Origin of the sequence: Mycobacterium alsense (assembly GCF_002086635.1) — a bacterium.
Lineage (GTDB): Bacteria > Actinomycetota > Actinomycetes > Mycobacteriales > Mycobacteriaceae > Mycobacterium > Mycobacterium alsense.
In genome coordinates this window covers 26653-46854 of sequence record NZ_MVHD01000017.1, presented here as the reverse complement: position 1 = coordinate 46854, position 20202 = coordinate 26653, and the positions used below count along the sequence as shown (strand labels likewise).

General features: G+C 69.7%; 18 protein-coding genes. 5 read left to right on the top strand and 13 right to left on the bottom strand.

What is annotated here, in order from left to right:
* Positions 1-86 precede the first annotated feature (86 nt).
* Positions 87-704, top strand: a complete 618-nt coding sequence (locus tag BST11_RS12320; RefSeq protein ID WP_083138246.1) for a TIGR03085 family metal-binding protein — start codon at positions 87-89, stop codon at positions 702-704.
* A 1-nt stretch (position 705) separates the two neighbouring features.
* Here the strand turns inward: BST11_RS12320 and BST11_RS12315 are convergent, their stop codons facing one another.
* The 3 genes from BST11_RS12315 to BST11_RS12305 all read right to left on the bottom strand — a co-directional run bounded on the left by BST11_RS12315 (position 706) and on the right by BST11_RS12305 (position 3863).
* A complete protein-coding gene (locus tag BST11_RS12315; protein ID WP_083138245.1) occupies positions 706-2232 on the bottom strand; it encodes a class I adenylate-forming enzyme family protein in 1527 nt (508 codons plus the stop codon).
* On the bottom strand, positions 2229-3053 hold the full coding sequence (locus BST11_RS12310; RefSeq protein WP_372509740.1) for a thioesterase family protein: 825 nt from the start codon (positions 3051-3053) through the stop codon (positions 2229-2231). The genes BST11_RS12315 and BST11_RS12310 overlap by 4 nt, the downstream gene beginning before the upstream one ends.
* A gap of 96 nt (positions 3054-3149) precedes the next feature.
* Entirely contained in the window at positions 3150-3863 is a 714-nt protein-coding gene (locus BST11_RS12305) for a VIT1/CCC1 transporter family protein (protein WP_083138243.1), read from the bottom strand.
* Positions 3864-4044: 181 nt separating this feature from the next.
* On the opposite strand from BST11_RS12305, the gene BST11_RS28540 reads away from it, so the two are divergent.
* Together BST11_RS28540 and BST11_RS12295 are read left to right on the top strand one after the other, a co-directional pair.
* The gene (locus tag BST11_RS28540) at positions 4045-4602 is read left to right on the top strand and encodes a chitin-binding protein (RefSeq protein ID WP_142276314.1); all 558 of its coding nucleotides are present in this window, start codon (positions 4045-4047) and stop codon (positions 4600-4602) included.
* A gap of 148 nt (positions 4603-4750) precedes the next feature.
* The gene (locus tag BST11_RS12295) at positions 4751-5644 is read left to right on the top strand and encodes an SMP-30/gluconolactonase/LRE family protein (protein ID WP_083138242.1); all 894 of its coding nucleotides are present in this window, start codon (positions 4751-4753) and stop codon (positions 5642-5644) included.
* 10 nt (positions 5645-5654) lie between these two features.
* Here BST11_RS12295 and BST11_RS12290 read toward each other — a convergent pair whose 3' ends face one another.
* From BST11_RS12290 to BST11_RS12245, 10 genes are read right to left on the bottom strand one after another with little or no spacing between them, the layout of a single operon-like run.
* Positions 5655-6215, bottom strand: a complete 561-nt coding sequence (locus BST11_RS12290; RefSeq protein WP_083138241.1) for a TetR/AcrR family transcriptional regulator — start codon at positions 6213-6215, stop codon at positions 5655-5657.
* A gap of 10 nt (positions 6216-6225) precedes the next feature.
* Positions 6226-7257, bottom strand: a complete 1032-nt coding sequence (locus BST11_RS12285; protein ID WP_083138240.1) for a spirocyclase AveC family protein — start codon at positions 7255-7257, stop codon at positions 6226-6228.
* A 51-nt stretch (positions 7258-7308) separates the two neighbouring features.
* Entirely contained in the window at positions 7309-8337 is a 1029-nt protein-coding gene (locus BST11_RS12280) for an LLM class flavin-dependent oxidoreductase (protein ID WP_083138239.1), read from the bottom strand.
* 4 nt (positions 8338-8341) lie between these two features.
* Complete coding sequence (locus BST11_RS12275) at positions 8342-9196, bottom strand: mycofactocin-coupled SDR family oxidoreductase (RefSeq protein ID WP_067321007.1); 855 nt, start codon at positions 9194-9196, stop codon at positions 8342-8344.
* 25 nt (positions 9197-9221) lie between these two features.
* Complete coding sequence (locus BST11_RS12270) at positions 9222-10787, bottom strand: class I adenylate-forming enzyme family protein (protein ID WP_083138238.1); 1566 nt, start codon at positions 10785-10787, stop codon at positions 9222-9224.
* A complete protein-coding gene (locus BST11_RS12265) occupies positions 10784-12949 on the bottom strand; it encodes an acyl-CoA dehydrogenase family protein (protein ID WP_083138237.1) in 2166 nt (721 codons plus the stop codon). Before BST11_RS12265 ends, BST11_RS12270 begins: the two co-directional genes overlap by 4 nt.
* Positions 12913-14343: a phosphotransferase family protein gene (locus BST11_RS12260; RefSeq protein ID WP_083138236.1), complete on the bottom strand. Its 1431-nt coding sequence runs from the start codon at positions 14341-14343 to the stop codon at positions 12913-12915. The genes BST11_RS12265 and BST11_RS12260 overlap by 37 nt, the downstream gene beginning before the upstream one ends.
* Entirely contained in the window at positions 14340-15191 is an 852-nt protein-coding gene (locus BST11_RS12255; protein WP_083138235.1) for an enoyl-CoA hydratase/isomerase family protein, read from the bottom strand. Before BST11_RS12255 ends, BST11_RS12260 begins: the two co-directional genes overlap by 4 nt.
* On the bottom strand, positions 15188-16459 hold the full coding sequence (locus BST11_RS12250) for an FAS1-like dehydratase domain-containing protein (protein WP_083138234.1): 1272 nt from the start codon (positions 16457-16459) through the stop codon (positions 15188-15190). Before BST11_RS12250 ends, BST11_RS12255 begins: the two co-directional genes overlap by 4 nt.
* Before the next feature lies 1 nt (position 16460).
* Positions 16461-17687 (bottom strand): cytochrome P450 family protein, encoded by a 1227-nt coding sequence (locus tag BST11_RS12245; protein WP_083138233.1) that lies wholly within the window; start codon positions 17685-17687, stop codon positions 16461-16463.
* 184 nt (positions 17688-17871) lie between these two features.
* On the opposite strand from BST11_RS12245, the gene BST11_RS12240 reads away from it, so the two are divergent.
* Positions 17872-18705 carry an enoyl-CoA hydratase/isomerase family protein gene (locus BST11_RS12240; protein WP_083138232.1) on the top strand — a complete coding sequence of 278 codons (834 nt, stop codon included), beginning with the start codon at positions 17872-17874 and terminating at the stop codon, positions 18703-18705.
* A 4-nt stretch (positions 18706-18709) separates the two neighbouring features.
* Positions 18710-20137: a FadR/GntR family transcriptional regulator gene (locus BST11_RS12235; RefSeq protein ID WP_083138231.1), complete on the top strand. Its 1428-nt coding sequence runs from the start codon at positions 18710-18712 to the stop codon at positions 20135-20137.
* The last annotated feature ends 65 nt before the right edge of the window (positions 20138-20202 follow it).

Sequence of the window (20202 nt, the reverse complement as noted above, 5' to 3'; positions counted from 1 at the left end):
CCCTGCACTTTCCTTCCGGACACGACACCTCAAATTTACCGAGATGCCCGTGGCCCACGTCCCGGGGCTGGCCCTACGCTGAACGCATGTCCGTTGCGCAACGCGAACGCGCCGCCCTGGTCGAGACCCTGCGCGCGGTCGGGCCGGACGCCCCCACCCTCTGCGAGGGCTGGACGGCGCGAGACCTGGCCGCCCACCTGGTGATCCGCGAGTACCGCCCCGACGCCGCGCCGGGCATCCTGGTCCCGTTCCTCGCCGCCCACACCGAAAGGGTGCAGAACGAGGTGGCCGGGAACGACTGGGACGCGCTGGTCGACAAGGTCGGGTCCGGGCCCCCGGTCTACTCGCCGCTCAAGCTGCTCGACTCGGTGGCCAACGTCGCCGAGATGTTCATCCACCACGAGGACCTGCGCCGCGCCCAGCCGGGCTGGCAGCCGCGCGTGCTCGAACGCGCGCTGGCCTCCTCGCTGCGCCGCACGCTGTCGCTGATGGCGCGGATGACGCTCCGCAAAGCCCCCGGCCGGGTGGCGCTGCGCACCCCGGAGGGCAAGACGGTGCTGACCGCGGGCAAGGGGCCGGCGGTGGTGGTGACCGGTCCCCCCGAGGAGCTGCTGCTGTTCGCCGTCGGGCGGCAGGCGCGCGTCGAGTTCGACGGCGACGCGGCGGCGGTGCAGGCGGTCCGCGACGCCCCGAAGGCGCTGTAGGTCAGGACCGCCGGCCGAAGGCCTCGCGGAGGTCCTTCTTGACGACCTTGCCGAATTGGTTGCGCGGCAGCGCATCGACGACCACCAGGCGCTCGGGGTGCTTGTAGCGGCTCAGCCCGCGCGAGCGGCAATGCTGCACCAGCGATTCCAGTGAAACCACAGCGGCCGAGGCGGGGACGACCACGGCGCAGACGCGCTCGCCGGTGCGCGGATCGGGTACCCCGATCACCGCGACGTCGGCGACGGCGGGGTGGGTGGCCAGCGCGTTTTCGACCTCCAGGGCCGAGACGTTCTCCGCGTTGCGGATGATCGCGTCCTTGATCCGGCCCGTGACGCGGACGTTGCCGTCGGCGTCGACCGTGCCCAGGTCGCCGGTGCGCAGCCACCCGTCCTCGTCGAACCCGTCGGCGTCGAGGCTGGCGTCGGCGTAGCCGAGGAAGCACTGGGGTCCTTTGAGCCGCAGCTCCCCGTCGACCACCCGCACGCTGACCCCGGGTCCCGGCGCGCCGACGGTGTGGTCGAGCACCTCCGGCGCGGCGGTCAGCGAGGGCGAGGCCGCCACCGGAAACTCGGTGAGCCCCCACGCGTTGCAGATGCCGGGCAGGCCGAGGGTTTCGCGGACCTGCTGACCGAGCTCGGCGGTGATCGGGGCACCGCCCGCCAGGCAGCCCCGCACGCGCGGGAACAGCGGCGTATCCCGGTGTGCGCGTTGGGCTTCGAGAAACCCGACGAAGAACGGGGTCGCCGTGCCCAGGAACGTCGGGTCGTGCGCCGCGATGGCCAGCGGTGTCGTGGCCGGATCGAATACCTCGAACAGCGCCAGTCGCATGCCGGTCAGCAACGCGGTCGCCAGCATCACGGCCCCACCGATGTGCGCGATCGGAAAGGCGATCGGGTCCACGTCGCTGCTGGTGATGTCGATCATCTCGGCCAGCCCCGCTGCGGGGGCGATCACCGAGGCGTCGGTGTGGCGAATGCCCTTGGGCGCCGCGGTGGTTCCCGACGAGTAGTAGATCCACCGGGTGCCGGCCGCCGGTCCCGGCGGCGGCCCGAGCCCGGCGACGTCCCCGCGCGGCAGCCGGAGCTCGCCCGAGCGCGGCGGTGTCGCCAGGTCGACGGTGACGACCTCGAAGCTCGCTGCCGAAGACAGCCCACGCGCGAGCCCCTCGTAGTCGAACCCGTGCCAAAACCGCGGCACCACAAGGAATTCCGATGACAGCTGTGCGGTGATGAAGCCGACCTCGTGCTCTCGCAGGATCGGGATGATCGGGTTTTGCACCGCGCCCAGGCGCGCGAGCGCCGCCATGACGACCGTGGTTTCCAGCGTGGTCGGCAACTGCCACGACACGACGGTGCCCGCCGCGATCCCGCGCTGGGCGAACGCCGCGGCCGTCGCGCGGGCCGCATCGTGGAGCTGGCGCGCGGTCAGGGCGCGCCCGTACTCGTCGGCGAGCAACGGCCGGCCCGACCCCCGCCGGGCCGCGTCGGCGATCAGCCCCCAGTAGGTGACGTCGCTGCCGATCTTCATCCCGCCGGCGGCTTGGTGTGCGGCCGGAATCCGGAGTGGGCGATCGCGACGGACACCGCGCTGCCGATCGGGCCCATGCGGTCGACGAGCACCGCCGACCCGGTGGCCACGCCGTCGTGGCTGTGGTGCGTCAGCGAGGCCAGCCCGATGTGGGCCCCCTCGGGCAGCCGGGTCAGCGTGAGGGTGTAGTCGACGTTGATGAACTGCAATCCGTTTGTGCCCCAATTGGCCAGCGAGGCGGTGATGTCGGCGGACATCGCCGCGCGGGTGAACGCGCTGACCGGTTCGCCGTCGATCAGCGCGCGCGTGTCGTGCAGCCAGGTGTATTTCGGCCCGGGGGTATCGGCCCATCCGGGATCGGGGTTCTGCATCTCGGTGCCCCAGCCGTAGGTCCGCAGGAACAGCGAGGGCTCGGGACCCTCCCCGGCGGGCAGCGGCGGCATCCGCACCGGTGGTGACCACACCTTCCCGTCGGGCTGCGGGCCGCGCCGCAGAAACAGCGCGCTGGCCCGCGCGACCGGGGTGCCGCCCTGGGTGAGGACGGCCTCGACGAGCCGCAGCCGCTTGCGGTCGTGGTGCACCTGCGTGCGCACCTCGACCGGCTCGAGCGCGACCGGCGCGGGAAGGTCGACGGTCAGCCGCGTGGGCTGGAATTCGGGGTCGTCGACCGCGCGTTCGGCCGCCCAGCCCAACAGCCCGCCGACGACGTGACCGCTGAGCGACGGGCCCCACCCGCCGCGGCCGGTTTCGTTTGGCACGAAACGGCTTTCGTCGCGTCGGAAGTAGGGTGCGGGCGTCGCCGAATCGGCGTCCTCCGGCACGACGTTCGTTTGGGTCAAGGCACGGCTCTTTCCGGGTGAGGGCAGCAACAGTAGATATTACAGTTCCCGTTCCAGTCCCGACGCGGTCGGGCGATCTCAGGCGATCGCGACGCCCACGAGATGGCCGATTCCGTAGGTGACCGTCAACGCCAACCCGCCGCCGACGACGTTGCGGAGCACCGCCCGGCCCCGCGGCGCGCCGCCCACTCCCGCCGACACCGCGCCCGTGAGCACCAGGGCCAGCAGCACGGCCACGACGGTGGCCGGGATCCTCCACGTCGTCGGCGGCGCCAGGATCACGACCAACGGCAGCAGCGCGCCCAAGGTGAACGACAGCGCCGAGGACAACGCCGCCTGCCAGGGGTTGGTGAGCTCCTCGGGATCGATGCCGAGCTCGACCTCGGCGTGGGCCAGAAAAGGATTGTGGTCGGTGAGCTCCTCGGCCACCGTGCGCGCGGTCGCCGGCGACAGACCCTTGCCCTCGTACAGTTCGGCGAGCTCGTCCAGTTCCGCGGCAGGGTCGTCGCGCAGCTCCCGGCGCTCCTTGGCCAGCAGCGCTTCCTCGGTGTCGCGCTGGGTGCTGACGGAGACGTATTCGCCCAGCGCCATCGACACGGCCCCGGCGGTGAGCCCGGCGACGCCGGCGGTCAGGATCGGGCCGCGCTGCACCGTCGCCGCCGCGACGCCGACGACGATGCCCGCCACGGACACGATCCCGTCGTTGGCGCCCAGCACTCCGGCGCGCAACCAGTTCAGCTTCGACCACACCGACCCCGCATGGGGCTCGTGGGGATGAAAGGCAGTCGACACGGCCGCAACGATATACCCCAAAACCGCACGCGACCAGCAAATATGGCCTCTACCCGGGCGGAGGCCGGGTGGTCCGCAAAAGCTGCGCACGGGCCACACACAGCGGATCCATAGGTTTGCTAATTAGCTTGTAAGTCGTCGGGGGGTCGAGCTGACTGATGCAATCGATAGGTAAATAACCATGAATTTGAAGAAACTCATCGCGGGGGGAACCATCGCCGGCGCCCTGGGCGCCGCTGCACTAGGTGTGGGTTCCGGTTCGGCGTTCGCCGCGCCGGGGCCGGGTCCCGGCGGGAACCACGGCGGCCCCCACGCCCCGACCGGGCCCAACCATCCGGGCGGCCCGGGTGGTCCAGGTGGACCCGGCGGCCCGGGCGGGCCCGGACATCCCGGCGGACCCGGCGGCCCGGGCGGGCCCGGACATCCCGGCGGACCCGGCGGCCCGGGCGGAGCGCCGCACGGTCACCCGGGCGGACCCGGTGGACCCGGTGGTCCGGGCGGCCCGTGGCGCGGCGATCCGCACCGCGGCTACTTCCACGGCGCGCCGTGGGGCGACGGGCCCGGGCCGTGGGGGTACGGTCCACCGCCGCGGCCCGCGTGGAACAGGCCGCTGCCACCGCCCGGCGGACATTGGGGGTACGGCCCGATCAACTACTACGGCTACCACGAAACCCCGGTCTGGGATCCCGGCTTCCACCAGTGGGGCTTCTGGTTCTTCGGGGTCTGGATTCCGCTGTAAACCTCAACCGGAACGACGCCCGCCTCGTCATGCGACGGGCGGGCGTCGTCGCCGTGAGCGGAACCGGCCGACAACCCTTGTCCCGATGCGGCGAATGTCGTCTACTGAATTAGATCAATCGCTAGCCACGCCCGTACCTGGAACCTGGATGTCGATTACCGCACGACGACTGACGGAGTTGACGTCCGCGCCGTGGGTGCCGAATCTGGCGTTCCCCGAAGCGCTTCGCTGGCGAGACGGGCGACTGTGGTTCTCGGACATGGTCGCCAGGCGCGTGTGCACGACGGACGCCGACGGCGACGTCCGCTCCGTCGCAGACTTCGACGAGATGCCCGGCGGCCTCGGATTCCTGCCCGATGGCACGCCGCTGGTTGCCGGCATGACATCGTCACGCCTCTACGCGATCCGGAACGGACGGCCCGAGGTGTACGCCGACCTCGCCGGACACGGTGGCGGGCATCTCGACGACATGCTGGTGGCCGACGACGGCACCGCGTATGCCGGCTCGATCGGGGACATGGCAGCGAGCACGCAGGGTGCCGCGCCGACGGGCGCGATCATCCGCGTCACGCCCGCCGGGGCCGTCGTCCGCGACGCGGAAAATGTCGCGTTCCCCAATGGCATGGCCACGCTCGCCGCGAACACGTTGCTGGTCAATGAGACGTTCGGCGAAGGAATAACGGCTTTCGACGTCGCCGTCGACGGGGAGCTGACGAATCGGCGGACCTGGGCGGCGCTACCGGCCATGCACCCCGACGGGCTTGCGGTCGACGCGGCCGGTGCCGCCTGGGTCGGCTGCTACGCGGAGGAGAAGTTCGTCCGGGTGCTGGAGGGCGGTCAGATCACCGACGTGATCTCGACGCCGGGCCGCTGGGCGACGGGCGTCGCCCTCGGCGGCCCGGACGGCCGCACGCTTTATATGGCGACCGCGGTGACCGATGAACGAAACTTCCTCCGCGGGAACTCGAGCGGTCGACTCGACGCCGTGCGGGTCGATGTCGGCGCGCCGAAGGGCGCAACTTCGCGAGGCTGGATGTGCTGAGGTGGCGGCCCTAGGCCGGCACGGTGTTCCTGCCGAGCGCCGCGCCGAGTTCGTTGTACACCGCCCGCAAGGCATCGGGCTCGAACGGGTGCTGGGTCACTTGCATGCCCACCAGGGTCGCGATCGCGATCGTGGCGTAGACGTCGGCCTTCTGCTTTGAAACCCCATGCCGGCGAAGCGACTCCGCCAGCCCGTCATGCCGCAGCTGATCGACCCTGCGCTGCGCGGACGCCACCCGCGGATTGATGGTTCCCCACGCGCGAAGCGCCGCCTCGGCGGCGTGCGGCAATCCGATGGCGAAGTCGGCCTGCATCCGGATCTGGGCGCGCAGGTCGCGCGACCGCGACCTGGCGATGAGGTCGCGACTGTAGTGCTCTTCCCAGTAGACCAGCAGCTGATCGACGAAATCGTCGAAATTGCGGAAGTGGTGGTAGAACGACCCCCGGGTGACACCCAGCCTGCTGCACAACCCGGCCGCGGTCAGCGCGGGGAACCCCGACTCCTGCAGGACCGCCATCCCCTCGACGAAGAAATCCGTGGCTGCGCGTTTCCCGTTGGCCGGCACCGTCATTGGGACACCCCTAGGACGGCGGCGGGCACGGCGGGTTCGGACCCAATCCACACATCTGGTTGTGAATGTAGCTGGGAACGTTCGCCGGCATGGTGTCCGCGTGCTGGTTGACCATGTTGAAGCCCATGTTGAAGACGAGCATGACCAGGTTGAAGACCGCCGTCAAGGCCAAGATGCGCACGATGGTGACCGCGCGCTTGCTGCGCAGCCGGTCGATGCCGGCATCGGTGATCATGTGGCCATGCTTGTCGCGGAAGCAGTAGACGATGATCGTCAACACGCTGACGATGCCGCCGAAAACCACGCCCTCGTAGAGGGGGAACTGGTTCATCGTTCCCGTGAAGATCGACCAGGTGTGGTTGACCCGCGGGTAGGCCCACAGACCCAGATGGATGAGCAGCTCCTCGAGCACGATGTCGAGGGTGGTGAACATGACGAACAGCAGCGCGATCACTCCCGCGGTGTTGATCCGGGGAGAGCGGCTGCGGATGGTGCGGATGAGCTTGTCGAGGCCCATCACGGAGAGCGGCATGAACAAGAAGTACGTGGCAAGCCAGTACCAGATCGGCTGGGGATTTTCGGCACCCTTGAAGATCCAGCCGGGAATGAAGTCCGCCCACGTCCCGCGATTGAAGAACCCGCTGTTGTAGCCGAAGACCGGGCGGATCCAGTTGACTCCGGGGTCCTGCCAGGCGGCCAGCGACCATGCGACCACGAACACCCCCATCGCGGGAAACGCGCGGTCCCGTAAGGTCTTTCGGATGAACCAGGCGATATAGATCAGCCCGCCGACGATGCAGACCGCTTCCGATACCCGGATCCCAACCATCGTCCCGCCGGGGATCTTGTCGGGACCCGTCGGGGCGGCGACGAACTGGTCCGAAGTGATCCAGCGGATGTACACGTAGGCCTGCAACGCCACGAAGACGGCGCCCAGACGCGCCAGCCACACGATCGGCGGGGAATCGTTCGACCGGCCGACCGCGCCGCCGGCAATGACATCCTCTCCCGCTCGTACCTTCGTATCCTGCTCGGCCGTCATCGGGCTCCTCGCCTCCATTCACCATACAGGGGTGTTTGGGCGAACATACACCTATGTATGTTGGATGTGAACCCCGCCGCCCGAACGAAACCGGCCGTGCAGGAATCCCATCGCTCCCTCGACGTAGCGGGCTCGCCGGCGCTCGCTCACCAGAAACCCTGGCGGGGAAAAGAATCCGGTTTCCGGCAGCCGACGGCGGGCGGCCAGCATCTCCGCCGCCTGCGCGGTGTCCCCGCAAAGCGCCATCGACCACAGCATCTCGTCGGTGACATGCCTTCCCAGCGCGCGGGGGTCACCGCCGGCGAACTCCGCACGGATCGCGGCGACTTCGTCCTGCCAACCGTGCAGCGCGACCAACGAGTCGTAGGTCTTGACCGTGAGGTAGAAGGCGATCTGCAACTTGGCGTCCTCGACGGCGCGCACGGGATCGGCGTCATCGACGGCCGTGATCACCCATCCCCACCGCAGCAATTCGGAGGCGTGGCGGCCCGCTTGTGCGGCGCCGGCCTCTAGCTGCGGGTCGACGACTTCATCCCACCAGCGGTCGGTGAAGATCCCGTGGCCCAGCACACCGTCGGCGGTGCGGCCGACCGTGCGCAGCATGTGAACGTTGAAAGCGCCCACCAGGATCGGCACCTCGAGGCGGCCCAGCACCGGCGCGCGGATTCGTGCGTCGATGGAGTAGAACTCGCCGTTGAACGTCACCGCCTCGCCGTTCTCCGCGTGCAGAAACGCGCGGATGCTCTCGACCAGCTCGCCCATCCTGCGGGCCGGATGCGAGGAGTCGACGCCGAACCAGTCGCGGTTCATCCGGGCGGTTCCCGCCCCCAGCCCGAGGAAGACCCTGCCCGGCGCGCGGCGAGCCAGGTGGCGCACCGCGGCCGCGTGGACAAACGGTGACCGCGCGAAGGCGTACGCGATCCCCGGACCGATCATCGCCGACGAACTCGCCCGCGCCATGTCGGCCGCCGTGACATACGCGCTCGCATCGGCGAATTCGCCCGCACAGAAGGCGACCGCGCCCGCCTGCTCACACCGGCGCGCGAGGTCGGCACCCGGCCAGGGCGTGCCCCATCTCATGGCGTTAGAACTTCAGGCACGCGCCGGCATCGATCTTGAGTTGCAGCCCGGTGACGTAGCGCGATTCGTCGGACGCCAGATAGCACACGGCGTGGGACACGTCGTCGGGCTCGATGAAAGGTATCGGCATGCCCTGCATCATCGGGAAGGTCAGCAGGGCGTCGTCGAGGCCCGGATGCTCGAGGTCGGGGCGGAACATCTTGTACATCGGCTCGTTGTGCAGCATCGGGGTGTTGACATTGGTCGGGTGGATGACGTTGACCCGAATGGACAGCGGCGCCAACTGCGCGGCCAGCGCCATCGTGTAGCGGTCGATGAACTGCTTGGCGACGTTGTAGCCCGCGCCGCCCGCGCCGTTGGGCCCCATGCCCGAGCCGGGGCCGGCCTTCTCGGCCAGCAGCCCCGCCACCGATCCCACGGTGACGATCGACGCGCCCGCCGTCAGGTGCGGAAGCGCAACGTGGAGCGTGTTGACCACGCCGACGAAATCGACGTCAAAGGCGTTGGTAAAGGCGCCGATCGGCTGATCGGCGCCCAGCGGGCAGATGCCGGCGTTGGCGACGACGACGTCGAGCTTGCCGGCGTCGGCGACCGCCGACGCCAGCGCGGCCTCCAGGGCGGCCCGGTCGCGGACGTCGACCTGCGCGGCGATGGCCCGCCGCCCGGTCTTTTCCACCTCCCGGCGCGCGTCGTCGAGATCGTGCTCGCCGGCCAGCGGATAGTCGTTGTGCTCGATGTCATGACAGACGTCGAACATGATGACGTCGGCGCCCTCCTCCGCCAGTCTCACCGCGTGGCTGCGCCCCTGGCCGCGCGCGGCCCCGGTGACCAAGACGACCTTGTCTTGAACCCTTCCCACGTCAACGCCTTTCGCTCGAAATTGGTTATTGATCGGCACTCAACTGCTGACGCAGCAGATGTTTTTGGACCTTGCCGCTGGCCGTTCTGGGTAGTTCATCGACGACCACGATGCGCTCCGGGGTTTTCTGCCGCGCCAACCCGCACCGCTGGAAGTGGTCGGCCGCTTCGGCCACGTCGAACCGCTGCCCGGGTTTGACCACGACGAAGACGCAGACACGTTCGCCGTATCGGCGGTCGGGCGCGCCGAGGGCGGCGGCCTCGGCCACCGCCGGGTGGCTGCTGACGACGTCCTCGACCTCCTTGGAGGAGATGTTCTCGCCGCCGCGGACGATGATGTCCTTCTTGCGGTCGGTGACCGTCAGATAGCCCTCGCGGTCGAGCCGGCCGACGTCGCCGGTGGCGAACCAGCCGTCCACGACACTGGCCCGCGTGTCGCCGGCGTCCGTGTATCCGGTGAACAGTTCCGGTCCGCGGGTGAGGATTTCGCCGTCGTGGCCCGTCGGGACGTCGCGCCCGTCGTCGTCCACCACCCGGACCTGGGTGCCGGGGCAGACTCGGCCGTCGGTGTCGGCGCGCTTGTCCAGCGGATCGTCGGCGGTGCTCGAGCTGATCGTCGGGTGCTCGGTCGACCCGTAGCAGCGAAACGCGCCGATCCCCCGGGTGTCCGCGCGCCGGATCAGCGCGCCGGCGACGCCGGCCGCGCCGGTGACGTAGTCGCGCAGGCTGGACAGGTCGAGGCGCTCGCGCTCGGCCGCGTCGAGGATGCCGCTCAAATGAATCGGGGCTCCGGCGGAGGCCTCCACGTGGTGCTCGGCGATCAGGCGGGCCGCGACGTTCGGATCCCACGCGTCCATGGCGACGGTCGTGCCGGCCCGGGTCAGCATGCGCAGGATCCCCAACACCCCGGCGATGTGTCCGGAGGGAAACACCGCGAGGGTCGTGGGCGCGGAATCGGTTCCCCGCAGCCGCTCCATCGCGCGCAATTCGCCGAGTAGCCCGGCGTGGCTGTGCTGAACCCCTTTGGGTTCGGCGGTGGTGCCCGATGTGTACACCAGGAGGCACCGCTGCCCCGGTCCGGATGCCCGAGGGCCGGCGAAACCGTCTGCGCCGCCACCGTTTAACTCATCGAATCCGAGGGTCCCGGGAAGGGGGTTGCCGACGACGACGCGGTGGGACAGGCCCGGTATCCCGTCCAGTGCGGCGAGGGTGGCGGCGCTGTCGCGGTTGCGCAGGCAGCGCGCGATGATCAGCGCCCGGGCGCCCGAGCGCCGCACGATGAACGCGACCTCGTGCGGGCCGTAGATGGGCACGATGGGCAGCAGCACCGCCCCGCAGAGCCACACCGCCGCGTGGGCGACGAAGCACTCTCGCCAGTTGGGGAGCTGGACCGCCACCACGTCGCCGGGGCGGACGCCCATTTCGCTCAAGCTCGCGGCGACCCGCCGGCCCTCGTCGACCAACTCTCCGAGTGTGGTGGTCGCCGGGTTGTCGTTGCTGTGCACGATTACCGCGGTGTCGGGGTGCTCCCGGGCGGCCGCGGCGATCGCGTCCGGGATGGTCGGTGCCGCCCGGATGTCGGTCGTGCTCATTTGGCGAGCGGGTCGCGCGGCAGGCCCAGGATGCGCTCCGCGATCTGGTTTCGGGTGATCTCGGAGGTACCACCGGCGATGGACATGCCCCGTGCGGCGAGAATCATGAATCCGGCCATCTTGGCCGGGCCCGACAGCGTCGCGACATCGGGCCCGAGCAGTTCGGCCGACAGCGTGGCCCGCTCGCTGAGGTGTTCTGCGAGCAGCAGTTTGGTGACGTTGCCCTCCGGGCCGGGCTCGCCGCCGGCGATGCTGCGCGCCGCCCGGCGCAGGTTGAGCAGCCGCAGCGCGTGGTCGTCGGCCAGGTAGCGCCCGGTCCGCTCCGCGGCCCCGGCCACCCGCTCCCCGAACCTTTCGGTGAGGTTCACCAGGGTCGCGGCCGAGCCCTGGCCACCGGGCAGGCCGCCGCCGATGCTGACGCGTTCGTTACCCAGCGTGGCGCGGGCGACCGTCCATCCCTTGTTGGGTTCGCCCACCACGTCGTGGTCCGGGACGAACACGTCGGAGAAGAACACCTCGTTGAACTCCGATCCGCCGGTGATCTGCCGCAGCGGGCGCACCTCGACCCCGTCTGCCGTCATGTCGATGATCACGGTGGTGATGCCGGCGTGCTTGGGGGCGTCGGGATCGGTCCGCACGGTGGCCAGGCCGAGTTGGCACTTCTGCGCGTTGCTGGTCCACACCTTCTGCCCGTTGATGACCCAACCGCCCTCGGCGCGAGTCGCTTTGGTGGCGACGGCGGCGGCGTCCGATCCGGCGCCCGGTTCGGAGAACAGCTGGCACCAGACCTGCTCGCCACGCAGCGCAGGCGTGACGAACCGCTCTATCTGTTCGGGTGAGCCGTGCTGGATCAGCGTCAGCACGACCCAGCCGGTGATGCCGAACTCGGGGCGCTTGATTGCCGCGGCGCCGAATTCCTCTTCGATGACGAGTTGTTCGACGGCGTCGGCGGCGCGGCCCCAGGGCCTGGGCCAGTGCGGCATCACATAGCCGGTGTCGATCATCCGCTGCCGCAACGACTTGTCGTCCAGGCCGTCCCACGTGCTGAGCTCGGCGCGCACCCGCTCGCGCAGCTGGTCGGCCTCCGGCGGCAGGTCGATCGAGTTGGCCCGGGTGACGCCCTCGGCGGACAGGCCGTACACGTCGGCCGGTGCGCCGGACCCGCCGAGCAGGGCGCGCAGCGTCGTCGCCCGGCGCAGGTGCAGATGCGCGTCGTGCTCCCACGTGAAGCCGATGCCGCCGTGCACCTGGATGTTGAGTTCGGCGTTCTTGACGTAGGCGGGCAGCGCCAACGTCGTTGCGCAGGCGGCCATCAGCGCGAATTCCTGATCGTCGCCGCCGACGGCGCGGGCGGCGTCCCACACGGTGGCCAGCGCCGCCTCGGCGGCGACCAACATGTTGGCCAGGTGATGCTTGACGGCCTGGAACGTGCCGATGGTGCGGCCGAACTGTTCGCGCACCTTGGCGTAGCCGACGGCCGCGTCCAGGCAGTCCTGCGCTCCGCCCACCGCCTCGGCGGCCACGATCGTCCGGGCCAGCGACAACGCCGGCGCGGCGGCACCGGGCAGCGCCTCGACCGCGGCGACCGGCACGTCGCGCAGGGTGACCCGGCCGCACCGCCGGGTGGGGTCGAGGTTGCCCGCCACGTCGACGTCGACGCCGGCTTGGCCCGCATCCACCACCAGGACGTCCGCGCCGGCCGCCAGCAGCAGCACGTCCGCCAGGCCGGCGCCCAGCACCGCCCCGGCCTCGCCGGCGACGGCGGTGTCGGTGAGCGTGAGCGAGCCGGCGAAACCCACTCCGGCGACGCGACTCCCGTCGACCAGGCCGGGCAGCAGGCGCGACTTCTGCTCGGGGCTGCCGCAGGCGGCGAGGACGGCCGACGCGATCACGGTCGGGACGAACGGCCCGGGCGCCACCGCGCGCCCGAATTCCTCGACGACCACGACCAGCTCGGGCAGGCCGTAGCCGGCGCCGCCGTACTCCTCGGGAACATGCAGCCCCAGCCAACCGATCTCGGCCACCGGGGCCCAGAATTCCGGCCGCTCCTCGGTGTCGGCATCCAATAGTTCGCGCGCGTGCGCGCGGGCCTTGTGCGCCAGCAGGAACGAGCGCGCGACCTTCGCTAGTTCGCGGTGGTCTTCGGTGATTGCGATGCCCACTGGGGTTCATCTCCTCGCGTGCTCAGAGGTGGCCAGGTTCGATTGCGCAGGGCGCCGGACGCCGCCCGCATGAGATAGTCGTCGCGTTTGATGCCGCGCCACAGCTGCGTGACATAGGCGCGGTCGTCCAGCTCGCCGCGGCCCGCCCGCTCGGCGAGCGCCGACCGGCCCGCCTCGAGCGACGCCGGTGTGCTGCCCAACAACGCGGCGAGTTCGGCGATCTCCTGCCGGTCGATCACCGCGCCGATGCGATCCACCTCGGCGAGGTACTTCACCAGGCGGGCGGCGCCTTTGACGTAGCGTTGCGCCAGCGCGTCCCCGCTGCGCTCGGCGGCGGCCCTGAGGGCGGACGCGGTGGCGTCGTACACCGCCTGGTAGGGCGAGGACTGCTCCGCGCCGGGCATCTCGACGCTCACGTCGGGCAGGCCGATCACGTGCGCCAGCGCCTCCACGAGCAGTCGCCGGTGCAACATGCCGTAGATCAGGCGGTTGCCCGCGTCCGGCGAGTCGGCCGGCAGGGCGGCGCGCGCGTCGATGCCGCTGGGATTCATTGACGCCAAACGGGTTTCGGCGAACAGCCGGTAGTACCAGACCCGGCTTCCGTCGATCTGGTGCCCCGACAGCTTTTCGTATTCGGCCAGCCGGGATGCGAAATCGGTGAACGTATCCTGCACGGTGCGCAGCGACAGCCAGGCGATGTCGTCCATCGGATCGCCGTAGTGGGCGAGTTCCCAGTCCACGATCGCGGTGACGCGGCCGGCGTCGTACATGAAGTTGCCCGGCCCGGTGTCGCCCTGCACGAGCACCGTGGGTCCGTCGTAGTCGGGCACGTTGCGTTCCAGCCAGTCGGCGCAGTACAACAGCAGCGGCGCGGGGCGCCGATGCTTGTTGAGCCGCCGGCGAATCGCGGCGATCTCGTCGTGCACGTGCTCCCGCACCGCGCGGACGGGTCCCAGAGCGGGAATGGCGAAGTCGTGCGGGTCCAGCCGGTGCAGATAGGCCAGCTTGGCGATGAAGTCCTGGGCGGTGCGGACCTGCTCGTCGGGATCGGCGATGAGGCGAAACCACGTCGCGCCGCCCACCCTCTCCAGCAGGACCGCCTGCTGCTCGGGGTGCACCGCCACCACCGCCGGCACCGTGACGCCGTGGCGATGCAGCTCGGCCATGATCTGCGCTTCCACGTGCAGCGGGTGAAAGGCGCTGTACGGGTCGGGCGCGCGACGGTCGTAGCGCAGGAACAGTTGGCGCACTTCGCCGTCGGTGTGCGCGTCGACGAACCAGGCCTCGCGGCTGGCGCCACCGGCGACCTGCCTGACGTCGACCGCCCGCGCCCCGGTCACCGCGGCGATCCACTGCTGCAGGTCGGGCGCGATCTCGCGCCCCGCCTCGCTCATCTGTCGCCCTTCGCGGCGGCTCGTCGGGTGGCGGCGTCCAGCCAGGCGCGTACCGCGGCGCGATGCTCGTCCGACGTCGCGCACCGGACCATTCGCTCGCTTTCGCCGAGAAGGGCCTGTGCCAGCGGAAGTTCTTGCGCCTCCGCGATGTTGGCCTTCACCCCGGCCCAGGCACCGGTGGGGCCGGCGGCGATCTCGGCGGCCCACTCCAGGGCGGCCGACCTCAGGTCGGCGTCGTCGACGACCCGGTTGAGCAGGCCGAGCCGCATCGCCAGATCGGTGTCGATGGGGCTGCCGTCGACGAGCAGCTGCAGGGCGACGGACGGCCCGACCAGCCGGGTCAAAAACCACGCCCCGCCGAAGTCGCCCGAGAACGCCAGCCTGCCCCAGCCGGGAATCAGGCGCGCCGAGCGGGCCGCGATGCGCAGGTCCGCCGACAGCGCGATGCTCATGCCCGCGCCGACCGCGGCGCCGGGCAGCGCCGCGATCGTCACCTTCGGAATCTCGTGCAGCAACTGCACCATCCGCGCGTTGCGGGCCAGCGCCGCGGCCCGGCTGCGCACGTCCGCCTCGGCGTCTTCGCCCACCGGGTCGGCGGGCCGCGATCCCCCGTCGCGCACGTCGCCGCCGGCGCAGAATGCCGATCCCGCACCGGTGATCAGGACGCTGCCGACGGCGTCGTCGCCGGCGTACCGCTCCAGCAGCCGGGGCACCGCCTCGTACATCTCGGCGTGCAGGGCGTTGCGCCGCTCGGGCCGGTTGAGGGTGATGACACCGACCCCGTCGGCGATCTCGGCGGTAACCGTGTCGGTCCCGGTGTCGAGGACCCGCGGGGCGCCGGCGCTCACCGGCCAGACTTGCCTGACAACTCGTTGTGGCGCTGCATCATCGCGACGGCCTTGCGGGCCAGGTCCTCGTCCGGCGTGGGCAGGCGCACCGGCCCGAGCTCGCGGCTGGGCAGGGCGACCGTCGCGGTCGCCGGCGCGGTGACTTCGCCGCGCTGGTTGGTGGCCCGGAACTCCAAATCGACCACCGCGTTGCCGTTTTCGACGCGCTTGGCGACGACCTCGCCGGTGATGAAGGACGTGTCCCCGATGTAGTTGAACTTGCGCATCTCGTCGTGCTGGCGGATCAGCCAGCCGTCGTCGCCCATCCAGTCGGTGACGTAGTGGGTCAGCCAGCACTCCCGCATCACCCCGTAGTCGTAGGCCATCGGGTTGCCGATCGACTGCGACCATTCGTTCTCCCAGTGCAGGCGCTGCGCGACGTCGGGTATGCCCGCGGCGTTCTTGATGTAGAACTTGGGGACGCGCTGGCGGTTCTTGTAGCCGATCCGCGCACCGGCGATGCCGTAAGGGCCGAATCCGTAACCGCCGGCGTGAAAGCAGATCACGTCGGTCAGGGTCAGCGGGCCCTTGACCATCTTCGGCAGCTGTTCGCCGACCTGAACGTCCTCGTAGTAGCGCGGCGTGCTGCCGCGGGGGCCCTCGGCGGCGTAGATCGCGTCGATCTCGGCGATCTGCTCGTCGGTGTAGGTCGCCGGCTGAATCTTCATGTACTTGCCACGCTCGCGCGATTGCTTTCGCTCGGTGGCGATGAGGATGACGCGGGCGATCGCGACGATTTCGGCGTGCTGGTTGACCCGCACCGAGCGCAGGATGCGGATGATCGACCGGCCGGCGAATTCGCTGGTCTTCTCCTCGATCGATTCCAGGCCACCGAACCCGAACAGTTCGTCGCCCGGGCGCACCGGCCGGAACCACTCGGTGTGCTGCCCGGAGACGAACATGTGCACGCCGGAGAACAGCCCCCTGGTGGCCTTGCGGATGTCGTCGGGAATCGGATCGCCCAGCATCTTGCGCGACAGCGCCGACATGATCATCGGCGGTGCGATCTGCCCGCCCCATCGCGTGTGCACCCCGTAGTCGGGATCGGCGAACAAGGGATTGTCGTCGCCGTAACCCCAGGCGAAGTTGCGGATATTGTCCGGCGTTGCCTGGCGGAGGAACTCGTCGATGCTGGTCGGTGCGTCCAGGCCGAGCAACAATTTGGCCCGTTCGATGTCGTCATCCTTGATGGCGTGATCGAAGTCTCTGGCGGAATCGGTCTGTGTCATGTCAGTACATCCGTATCGGTAGTGCCGTCAGTCCTCGCAGGGACACCGTGGGCTTGTAGTGCAGGCTTTCCCGCGGTGCCGCCAGCTCCCAGTTGCCGAAGCGTTGCATCAATGTCGCAATGGCGGTGCGGCCTTCCAATCGGGCCAGCTGATGGCCGAGGCAGTAGTGGACGCCGAAGGCGAACGCCAAGTGCTTGTTGGGTTTACGGGTCAGATCCATTGCATCGGGGTTGTCGAACACCGCTTCGTCCCGGTTGGCCGAGGTGATCGCGCCGAGGAGCTGCGATCCCCGCGGAATCGGCATCCCGCCGATCTCCAGGTCCTCGGTGGCGAACCGCGCCGCGCCGTCGGCCACGGGTGAGGTGAAGCGCAACAGCTCCTCGATCGCGGTGGTCTCCAACAGTTCCGGCTGACGGCGCAGCAGCTCCAGCTGATCGGGGTTCTCGATGAGCGCGAGCACGCTGCTGCCGATCAGGTTGGCCGTGGTGTCATGGCCGGCCAGCAGCAGCAGGAACACCATCGACACCAGCTCGCGGTGCGTCAGCCGGTCGGCGCCCTCGCTGGCGCGGACCAGTTCGGCGATCAGGCCCTCGTCCGGGTGCAGCCGGCGGTCCTCGATCAACGCCTCGAAAAGCTTGGCGAGCTTGCGCGCGGTCAGGTAGCTGCGCACCAGGTTGCCCTGCTGGTTGCCCATCTTCTCCACGAGCGCGTGGAACATGTCGCGGTCCTCGTCGGCGACCCCGAGCATGGTGGCGATCACCGCGAGCGGGAGCCGGATCGCGAACTCGTGGACCAGATCGACCTGACGCTTGGCGGCCACCTCGTCGGCGAGTTGCTCGGCGATCTTGGTGATGTCGGTCGACATGGTGGCGACCAGCTTCGGGGTGAAGGCCTTGTGCACCAGCGTGCGTAACCGCTTGTGGTCCGGATCGTCCTTGAACACCATGGTTTGGGCCAGCATCCGCAGACTCGGCGGCAACAACCAGATGAACTTGCCCGCCGGGGAGTTCTTCATCACGTCGGTGGAGAACCGCTCGTCGCTGTGGATCAGCATGACGTCGTCGTACCGGGTCAGCAGGTAGCCGCCCTTGCCCTGCAGCAGTCCCCGGGCCGTCGCCCAGGACACCGGTGCGTTCGCTCGCAGGTAGGCGAACCGGGCGTGCGGATCGTCGAGCATCTGTTGGGCGTCGAGATCGGTGGACTCCAATGCGCCAACGGCTTTGGACATCGTTACTCTCATCGGTGCCTACTTCCGCGAAGCCGGTCGCACCCGCGAACACGGCGCCGCACCCGCGAGCGCGCGGCCGCGCCCGACACCGGTCACCACGATGACACGCCCGTCCAGACGGCCCATATCGAACTTCCTCGCATTCACGTATCAGCGGTTCCGATTTATTAGTACACTGATTTCTATGATTTCCGCTACCCCTCAACATGGCGCGAACGACGGAACCCACGACGCAATCGCGCTCGGGGACATCGAGTTCGAGGTCGCCGAGCACGTCGCGACCATCACCCTGAACCGTCCGGATGCGATGAACGCCGTCAGTGGCCGCATGGCATCCGAGTTGGCCTGGGCCTGGCAGACCGTGCGCGACACCGACGACATTTTCGCGGTCGTGCTGCGGGCCAACGGCGATCGGGCGTTTTGCACGGGCGTCGACGTCAAGGGCGACCCCGGCTGGTTTCTCAAGCCCAACGTCTGGAACAGCATCGACCCCGGCGTGATCATCGCGCCCAAGCTCCATCACCACTGCTGGAAGCCGGTGGTGACCGCGGTGCAGGGGATGGTCGCCGGTGGCGGGCAGTACCTGCTCAACGAGTCCGACATCATCATCTGCGCCGAGGAGGCCGAGTTCTTCGATCCGCACGCCAACGGCGGCATCGTGTCGGCCCTCGAGCCGATCGGCATGCTCAAGCGCGGCGTGCCCCTCGGCGAGGTGCTGCGCTGGGCCCTGATGGGCACCGAAGAGCGCATCAGTGCGGCCACCGCCCTGCGCATCGGGCTGGTCTCCGAGGTGGTGGCCCGCGACGAACTGCGGGATCGCGCCCACCGGATCGCCGCCGACATCGCCGCGCGCAACCCGACGGCAATCCAGGGCACCATCCGCGCGATATGGGAATCTCTAGACATGACCCGCTCGATGGCCCTGCAGAACGGCATGGCCTACACCCACATCGGCAACCCGCCCCTCGCCGAGCGCCGCGCCGCCCCGCGCCGCAACGGGCCACCGGTTTACCGGTAGCACGGTGAACCCGCTAGCGATCGCCCCGCCGATCGATTCCCGCCGGGCCAAGCTCGCCGGTCGCGCCGCGGAGCAGATCATCACCGACGTCGTCGAGTTGGGTTGGCCGGTGGGCCAAATCCTCGGATCCGAGGCCGAACTGCTCGAACGCTACGGGGTCAGCCGGGCCGTGCTGCGCGAGGCCATCCGGCTCGTCGAGCACCAGCGCGTCGCGCGCATGCGCCGGGGACCGGGCGGCGGGCTGGTCATCGACGAGCCCGATATCGACACCGTGATCGGCCCGGTGATCCTCTATCTGCTCCGGGTCGATGCCACGCTCGACGCGGTGTTCGACACCCGCGAGGTGCTCGAGGCGCTCGTCGCCGAGATCGCGGCGAAGCGGCTCGACGAGAGCGCGATGGCGGCGATCCGCCAGACCCTGCGCGAAGAGTCGGCGGGCGAGCCGATCCACTACCGGCTGTTGCACGCGCGCCTCGCGGCGATGACCCACAACCCGGTCCTCGAGCTGTTCGTCGAGATCCTCAACCGCGTCAGCAACTACTACTTCAGCGACCCATCCGCGCTGTCCCCCAAGGTTCGTCGTGAATCGCATCGCGCCCACGAAGGCATCGCCGCCGCGGTGCTCGCCGCGAATCCGGGATTGGCGCGCGACCGGATGCGGCGCCACCTGGCCGCCGAGGCCGACTTCATCCGCGACCAGCCGGCGACCGTTCAGCGGCTCGATGCCTCGACGGCGCTGGCGGGCGCGATCGGAGACAAGCGGGGAGAGGCGCTGGCGCGCGACCTGTTCGCCGACATCATCGGCTCGGGTATGCGGCCCGGCGAATTCGTCGGCGCCGAAGCCACTTTGATGGCACGACATTCGGCGAGCCGCGCGGTGCTGCGCGAGGCGGTGCGCATCCTCGAATACCACCAGATCGCGTTGATGCGCCGCGGCCCGGGCGGCGGGCTGTTCGTCGCCGCCCCCGACGCGTCGGCGCTGACCGACATCATGGCGATCTACCTGCGGCGCCGCGGTGTGGGCCCGCAGCACATCGGCGAGGTCCGCACCGGGCTGGAGCTGGCGATCGTGGAACGCGTCGCGGGCGGTTCGGTGCCGGCGTCGGCCGACGCGATCGAGCGCTCCCTGCGCACCGAGTCGGAGATCGGGTTCTATCGGGCCTTCCAGCAGCGCAACGACTTCCACTCGCTGCTGGCCACCCTGACCGCCAACCCGGCGCTCGAGTTGGTGCACCGGGTGACGATGCGGCTGAGCTGGTTGTTCTTTTCCCAACTGGCCGAGGCGGACCCCGCCGTGCGCGAGCTGTCCCGGCCGACCGACGTCGAGCCCGCGCATCGCGGCATCGCCGACGCGCTGCTCACCGGCGACAGGGAACTGGCGGTGATCCGGATGCGGTCGCACCTGGAGGCCACGGCGCCGTCGACGAGGTAGGAGGACGGGCCTTCGGGCGCCCCGACTTCCGGCGCCGGGCCAATTCAGGATACTGTTATAGCGGT